Below are 6317 nucleotides of genomic sequence, written 5' to 3' on the forward strand. Positions count from 1 at the left end.
GACCTCGATGATCGGCACCGGGGTGCCGTCGGGCTCCGCGAAGTGCTCGGCGAACCGCTGCGGGTCGATCGTCGCGGAGGTGATGACGACCTTGAGGTCCGGGCGCTGGGGCAGCAGCTGCTTGAGGTAGCCGAGGAGGAAGTCGACGTTGAGGCTGCGCTCGTGCGCCTCGTCGATGATGATCGTGTCGTAGCGGGAGAGCATCCGGTCGGTCTGGAGCTCGGCGAGCAGGATGCCGTCGGTCATGAGCTTGACCAGCGTGTCGTCGCCGGACTGGTCGGTGAACCGGACCTTGTAGCCGACCGCCGCGCCCAGCTCGGTGCCCAGCTCCTCGGCGACGCGCTCGGCGACGGTGCGGGCGGCGAGCCTGCGCGGCTGGGTGTGCCCGATCTGGCCGAGGACGCCCCGGCCCAGCTCGAGGCAGATCTTGGGCAGCTGCGTGGTCTTGCCCGACCCGGTCTCACCGGCCACGACCACCACCTGGTGGTCGCGGATGAGCGCGGCGATCTCGTCCTTGTGCGCGCTCACCGGCAGCTCGGCCGGGTAGGTGATCGTGGGCAGGGCCTCGCGGCGCAGCGCCACCCTCAGCTCGGCCTGGTCGAACTCGGCGGCGATCTCGGCGGTCACGCCTGCCCGTGCCCGCTCGTCGCGCATCTTGCGGACGCCGTCGAGGCGGCGGCGCAGGCGGCGCTGGTCCCGAGTCATGAGCTGGGGCAGGCGTTGCTGCAGGTCGGCGAAAGACGGCGTGTTCATACTGCCCACAAGGATAGTGGTGGCGGCCAGCCGTTATCCGCCAGAACCCCCGCTTCACGCGGGCTTCACGCGCTGGGCGGGGGTTCCGGGCCCGCGTTCCGGCTCGGCGACCCGGCTCAGCGCTCGGCGCGCAACCTCGCCAGCAGCTCGGCGTGCGCGGCCATGACCTCCCGGTGCACGAACGGCCCGTGGCTGATCCGCGCCACCCCCAGCTGCGCCAACCGGGGCGCGGCGGGCGCGGCCGGGGACCGCAGCACGTTGACCGGCAGCCCGGCGCCGCCGACGAACTCCCCGATGCCCGCCTCGTCGGCGAGCCCGATCGGGTACACGCAGTCCGCGCCCGCCTCCGCGTACAGCCGGGCCCTGCGCAACGCCTCCGCGACGTCCCCGCCCAGCAGGAAGACGTCGATCCGGGCGTTGATCACCAGGTCGGGGTCGGCCGCGCGCAGTTCCCGCAGGTAGTTGGCGTGCCGGTCGGCGTCCAGCAGCTCCCGCTCCTCCAGCGAGTCCTCGACGTTGCACCCGACCGCGCCCGCCTCAGCCAGCCGCCCGGCCAGCTCAGCGGCGCCCAGGCCGTACCCGTGCTCGACGTCGGCGGTGACCGGGACCGCGACCGCCGAGGCGATGCGGGCGATCGCGGCGAACGCCTCGTCCACCGGCATCGCCTCCCCGTCCGGGTGGCCCAGGGACGCGGACACCGCGGCGCTGGCCGTGGCGACCGCGCCGAACCCGGCCCGCTCGACGGCGAGCGCGGACGGCACGTCCCAGGCGTTGGGCAGCACGAGCGGGTCGCCGGGCACGTGCAGCGCCCGCAGCGCGGCGGCCGGGGCGGAGCGTTCGGTGATCATGGTGCGACCGTAGGCCACCGCGCGCCCGGAACCACCCCGACCGGTCCGCCCCGACCGCCGCGCCCACGTCCGGGTGAGAGCAGACCCGAGGGGGTGAAGCTGACCGCGACCGCCCTCGACACCACCGACCCCAGGGGTCTGGCGCTGTTCTACGGCGCGCCGCTCGACTGGGAGATCGCCACCGACGAGGAGGAGCGGGTGACGCTGCGCGACCCGGCGGGCGGCGCGGGCCTGTCGTTCCAGTGCGAGCCCGCCCACCGGCCGCCGGTGTGGCCCGCCGCCGAGGGCGACCCGCGGATGATGACGCACCTGGACGTCGAGGTCACCGACCTGGCGGCCGGGGTGGCGCGGGCCCTGGAGCCGTGCGCCCGCCTGGCCGGGCGCCAGCCGCAGGCGGACGTGCGGGCGCCCCTGGCCCCGGCCGGTCACCCGTTCTGCCTGTGGGCGCCGCAGGCGTAGCCACCGCCCCGCCGGCGCTCGCACCCCGCCCCACCCCACCCCGACCCGACCCGCTCGCGCCGCCGTCCCGGTCCCCGTCCCCGTCCGGCCGCACCCCCGCCGCCACCTGGCCGACACCCCCGATGGTCCCGGAGGGTGACCACCGGTGCACACAGCGTCGTTAACAGTAAACAGCCGCCCGACGACCGGCCTGGGCCGGAGGTCGCAGCCGATTCCCCCTCACGTGCGCTTGCCCGCTGTGTTTCCGGCGTGTTTCCGCGCCGTTTGAGCTGCGCTTTTCCGGGGTTCACCCGCCCCGTTGGGCCGCTCGACCGCACCCGAACGGGACAACTCCACACCGGTTCCTTAATTGCGGGACCGCGCTCACCAGCGCGTTTCCCGCCATACGATCAGATCCGCCCGACCACCCAGCCGGTCAGGCGCGCACAGGACCAGTGGCCCCCGGCCCACCCTGCCCCGGCCGGGGGCCACCCTCTCCGATCCGAGGCCGGGCTCACGCCCCGGTGGTGCCCCCGACGACCGCGTCCGAGGACGCCGGCTTCTCGATCGGGGGGACCACGTCGGCCAGGGCGCCGCCGTTGTCGTTGACCCGCAGCACGAACGGCCGGGTCTCGGTGTACCGGACCACCGACAGCGACGCCGGGTCGACCACGATCCGCTGGAACCCGTCCAGGTGCGCGCCCAGCGCGTCCGCCAGCAGCGACTTGATCACGTCGCCGTGGCTGCACGCCAGCCACACCGCGCCGGGCCCGAACTCCTCGGTGACCCGCGCGTCGTGCGCCCGCACCGCCGCCACCGCCCTGGCCTGCACCCGCGCCAGCCCCTCGCCGCCGGGGAACACCGCGGCGGACGGGTGCTGCTGCACCACCTTCCACAGCGGCTCCTGCAGCAGCTCCTTGATGGGCCTGCCGGTCCACTCGCCGTACTCGACCTCGGCCAGGTCCGGCTCGACGGTCGCGGTGAGGCCGCGCTCGGCCAGCAGCGGCTCCAGGGTCTGCCCGCAGCGCTCCAGCGGCGAGGTCACCACCGCGTCCAGGCGCACCCCGGCGAGCCGGTCCACGAGCGCGCGGGCCTGCCGCTCGCCGTCCTCCGCGAGCCGCACCCCCGGTTGCCTGCCCGCCAGGATCGCGGAGCCGTTGGCGGTCGAGCGCGCGTGCCGCAGAAGGATCACAGTAGCCACGCTGCCAGCCTAAATCGCCCCGCGAACCGATCACCGCGCGGGCCCGCCGCACCCACCCGGGGCCACCGGAGGAGCGTCAGGTCCCCGAGGGGCTCAGGTCGCGCTGATCAGGTTCATCGACAGCAGACCCATCAGCACCAGGCCCAGCAGCAGCCGGTACCACACGAACGCCGAGTAGCTGTGCTTCGACACGTACCGCAGCAGCCACGCGATGGTGGCGTAGCCGACCACGAACGACACCAGCGTCGCCACGATCATCTGCGGCACCGAGGCGGCGTTCGCCTCGGAGCGGTCGAGCACGTCCGGGATGCTGAACAGGCCGGCGCCGAACACGGCGGGCAGGGCCAGCAGGAACGAGTACCGGGCCGCGGCGGCCCGGTCCAGCCCCAGGAACAGACCCGCGGTGAGCGTCCCGCCGGAGCGGGAGACACCGGGGATGAGGGCCATGGCCTGGGCGAAGCCCATGCCGACGGCGTCCTTCAACTCCAACTTCGAGCGCACCTGCTTGCCGACGTGGTCAGCCACGCCGAGCAGGATGCCGAACACGACCAGCACGATCGCCGTGATCCACAGGTTTCGCAGCGACGAGCGGATCTCGTCCTTGAAGACCAGGCCAAGGACGCTGATCGGAATCGACCCGAGGATGACGTACCACGCCATCCGGTAGTTCTCGGTCTTCCGGGCGGCCTTGCTGACCAAGCCCTTGAACCAGGCGGACAGGAGCCCGCCGATGTCCTTGGCGAAGTAGATCAGCACTGCCAGCTCGGTCCCCAGCTGGATCACCGCGGTGAACGAGGCGCCCGCGTCGTTGCCGAAGAACAGCGTGGACACGATGCGCACGTGCGCCGACGACGAGATGGGGAGGAATTCCGTGAGTCCCTGCACCAGGCCGAGGACGATGGCCTGCAACCAGCTCAACTACCCACTCCCGCCAGATCCAAAGCCTCGGACGCCGCGCGGAGCGCGGCCGTCCCCTGGGCCAGATCTTGCAGCATGGGCGAGACGGTCAGCGTCGTGACCCCCGCTTGGGCGTAGGCGGCCATCCGGTCGGCGATCCGCTCCACCGGACCGAGCAGCGAGGTGGCGTCCAGGAACTCCAGCGGCAGCGCCGCCATCGCCCCCGCGTAGTCCTTGGCCAGGTACCGCTCCTGCACCTCGGCGGCCTCGGCGGCGTAGCCCATGCGCACCGCGAGGTCGTTGTAGAAGTTCTTCTGCCTGCTGCCCATGCCGCCCACGTACAGCGCCGCGTACGGCCGCACCAGGTCCGCGCACGCCCGCCAGTCCTCGCCCACGACCAGCGGCGCGGTGGGCACCACGTCGAACCCGTCGAGGGTCTTCCCGGCCTTCTCGCGACCGGCGCGCAGCAGGTCGAGGGACTCCCCGGCCTGCTCGGGGGAGAAGAACAGCGCCAACCACCCGTCGGCGATCTCGCCCGCGAGCTGGACGTTCTTCGGGCCCACGGCCGCCAGGTAGAGCGGGATGTGCTCGCGCACGGGGTGCACGGTCAGGGTGAGCGCCTTGCCGGGGCCGTCCGGCAGCGGCAGCACGTAGTGCTCGCCCTCGTGCCTGAGCCGCTCGCGGCGCAGCGCGGTGCGCACGATCTCCACGTACTCGCGGGTGCGCGCGAGCGGCTTGTCGAAGCGCACCCCGTGCCAGCCCTCCGACACCTGCGGCCCGGACACGCCCAGCCCCATCCGGAACCGCCCGCCGGACAGGGTGTCCAGGGTGGCCGCCGTCATCGCCGCCATGGCCGGTGTCCTGGCGGGGATCTGCATGATGGCGCTGCCCACGTCCACGCGTTCGGTGTGGGCGGCCACCCACGAGAGCACGGACGGCGCGTCCGACCCGTAGGCTTCCGCCGCCCAGACCACGGAGAAGCCGAGCCGGTCGGCTTCCTTGGCCAGTTCGAGGTTCGCGGCGTCGTTGCCCGCGCCCCAGTACCCGAGGTTCAGTCCCAGTCGCACACGCGGACCCTACCGACCGGTAACCACGATGGCCAGGTGATCACCCTCGCGGCTTCGCGGGGTGGAACAGCGATACCTGGGACGCAGCGGTCTGCGGGTGTCCCGGCTCGGGCTCGGCACCATGACCTGGGGCCTGGACACCGGGCCCGACCAGGCGGCGAGCCAGCTCCAGGCCTTCACCGAGGCGGGCGGCACGCTCGTGGACACCGCCGACGTCTACTCCGACGGGGAAGCGGAGCGCATCCTCGGCGCACTGCTGGGCGAGGTCGTCCCGCGCGATCGGGTGGTGCTGGCGACCAAGGCGGTCGCGCGGCGCGACGACGGCCCGTTCGGCGGCGGCGCCTCGCGCGGAGCGCTGCTGGCCGCGCTCGACGGCTCCCTGCGCAGGCTCGGCGTGGACCACGTCGACCTGTGGCAGCTGCACGCCTGGGACCCCGCCGTGCCCCTGGACGAGACCCTGTCCGCGCTGGACTCGGCGATCGCCTCCGGCAAGGTCCGCTACGCCGGGGTGTCCAACTACTGCGGCTGGCAGCTGGGCACCGCCGCCGCCCTGCCCGGCCACACCCCGATCGTGTCGAACCAGGTCGAGTACTCGCTGGTGGAGCGGGGCGTGGAGCGCGAGGTCGCGCCCGCCGCGCGGCACCACCGGGTGGGACTGCTGCCGTGGGCGCCGCTGGGGCGCGGCGTGCTCACCGGCAAGTACCGGCACGCAACGCCCGCCGACTCGCGCGGGGCGTCCGAGGCGCTGGCCGGGTACGTGCAGCGGCACCGCACCGAGCGGGCGGCGCGGATCGTGCAGGCCGTGCTGACCGCCGCCGAGGGCCTGGGCAGCTCGCCGCTGCGGGTGGCGCTGGCGTGGGTGCGGGACCGGCCCGGCGTGGTCGCGCCGATCGTGGGGGCCAGGGACACCGTGCAGCTGGTGGCGTCCCTGGCCAGCGAGGACCTCGTGCTGCCGTCCGCGATCCGCGCGGCGCTGGACGACGTGAGCGCGGTGGGGTTCGGCTACCCGGAGACCGAGCTGGGCTGAGCGGGTCCGGCCTCCGCGCGCCTGCCCCGTTCAGCCCTCGTCCGGTGCGCGCCCCGCCCCCTGACCCGTCTGGCCCGCCTGCCCCG

Annotated in this window: 7 protein-coding genes; 2 read left to right on the forward strand and 5 right to left on the reverse strand. The window is 73.8% G+C overall.

The window, feature by feature from the left end; all coding sequences use genetic code 11:
• Both ACTUAL_RS23135 and ACTUAL_RS23140 read right to left on the reverse strand, forming a co-directional pair.
• Positions 1 to 753: DEAD/DEAH box helicase (locus ACTUAL_RS23135; RefSeq protein WP_440901710.1), on the reverse strand; the 753-nt coding region annotated here is incomplete at its 3' end.
• Between the two features lie 116 nt (positions 754 to 869).
• Positions 870 to 1601, reverse strand: coding sequence for an isocitrate lyase/PEP mutase family protein (locus ACTUAL_RS23140; protein ID WP_440901711.1), 732 nt, complete (start codon positions 1599 to 1601; stop codon positions 870 to 872).
• A gap of 93 nt (positions 1602 to 1694) precedes the next feature.
• Between ACTUAL_RS23140 and ACTUAL_RS23145 the strand changes: the two genes are divergently transcribed.
• Complete coding sequence (locus ACTUAL_RS23145; RefSeq protein ID WP_440901712.1) at positions 1695 to 2060, forward strand: VOC family protein; 366 nt, start codon at positions 1695 to 1697, stop codon at positions 2058 to 2060.
• A 493-nt stretch (positions 2061 to 2553) separates the two neighbouring features.
• Here the strand turns inward: ACTUAL_RS23145 and ACTUAL_RS23150 are convergent, their stop codons facing one another.
• The 3 genes from ACTUAL_RS23150 to ACTUAL_RS23160 all read right to left on the reverse strand — a co-directional run bounded on the left by ACTUAL_RS23150 (position 2554) and on the right by ACTUAL_RS23160 (position 5204).
• Positions 2554 to 3240, reverse strand: coding sequence for a histidine phosphatase family protein (locus ACTUAL_RS23150; protein ID WP_096494522.1), 687 nt, complete (start codon positions 3238 to 3240; stop codon positions 2554 to 2556).
• A gap of 93 nt (positions 3241 to 3333) precedes the next feature.
• Positions 3334 to 4158: an undecaprenyl-diphosphate phosphatase gene (locus ACTUAL_RS23155; RefSeq protein ID WP_440901713.1), complete on the reverse strand. Its 825-nt coding sequence runs from the start codon at positions 4156 to 4158 to the stop codon at positions 3334 to 3336.
• On the reverse strand, positions 4155 to 5204 hold the full coding sequence (locus ACTUAL_RS23160; RefSeq protein WP_096494526.1) for an LLM class F420-dependent oxidoreductase: 1050 nt from the start codon (positions 5202 to 5204) through the stop codon (positions 4155 to 4157). The genes ACTUAL_RS23155 and ACTUAL_RS23160 overlap by 4 nt, the downstream gene beginning before the upstream one ends.
• A 61-nt stretch (positions 5205 to 5265) precedes the next feature.
• Here ACTUAL_RS23160 and ACTUAL_RS23165 point away from each other — a divergent pair, with 61 nt between their 5' ends.
• On the forward strand, positions 5266 to 6231 hold the full coding sequence (locus ACTUAL_RS23165; protein WP_096494528.1) for an aldo/keto reductase: 966 nt from the start codon (positions 5266 to 5268) through the stop codon (positions 6229 to 6231).
• The last annotated feature ends 86 nt before the right edge of the window (positions 6232 to 6317 follow it).

Source organism: Actinosynnema sp., from assembly GCF_052038725.1.